We start from the raw sequence: 495 nt of genomic DNA, 5'->3' as shown, positions 1-495 counted from the left end.
GATATATATCGGCTATCGTCGGGTCTTGTCTACCTTTTATTCGGATTGAATTCGCTGTATTAAAGTCTTCAATTACGGCGTCATCTCCAATAAAAATTAAATCTAATCCATTTCGTGTACGTATCGCCCCATTAACTGTAATATCACCAGTAATTGTGTCGCCAGCTTTATTAACTGGAACATACCCTCTTACCGTATCCGCATCAAGCCCACTTCCAGCGCCATCGACGGTTTTGAGCTTCGCAAGCACGTCGGCGGCGGTGTAGGTGTCAGTAACAGCATGCGCATCAGCAATGCCCTGTTCGATCTTATTGAGATTAGCCGCCGATAGAGGTGTTACATTGTCTTGCCAATTTGTCTTTGAGTAAGCCACTATGCTCCCACCTCCTGCACTTCGATTTCAAACGATACGGTCAAACTCTGCGTGTTATTTTTGACAATGTTGGCCGCCGAAGAAGCAAAAAGCGACCCCGTTCCCGGCGTGGTTGTTGCGCC

General features: G+C 46.7%; 1 protein-coding gene. It reads right to left on the bottom strand.

Annotated elements, in window-relative coordinates:
- The coding region (locus HR086_RS47400) for a hypothetical protein (protein WP_217442256.1) at positions 1 to 373 on the bottom strand (373 nt) is incomplete at its 3' end.
- Positions 374 to 495 lie beyond the last annotated feature (122 nt).

It is taken from the genome of Myxococcus sp. CA039A, from assembly GCF_013336645.1.
In the GTDB taxonomy this organism is placed as follows: domain Bacteria; phylum Myxococcota; class Myxococcia; order Myxococcales; family Myxococcaceae; genus Myxococcus; species Myxococcus llanfairpwllgwyngyllgogerychwyrndrobwllllantysiliogogogochensis.
This window is presented reverse-complemented; position numbering and strand designations above follow the sequence as displayed.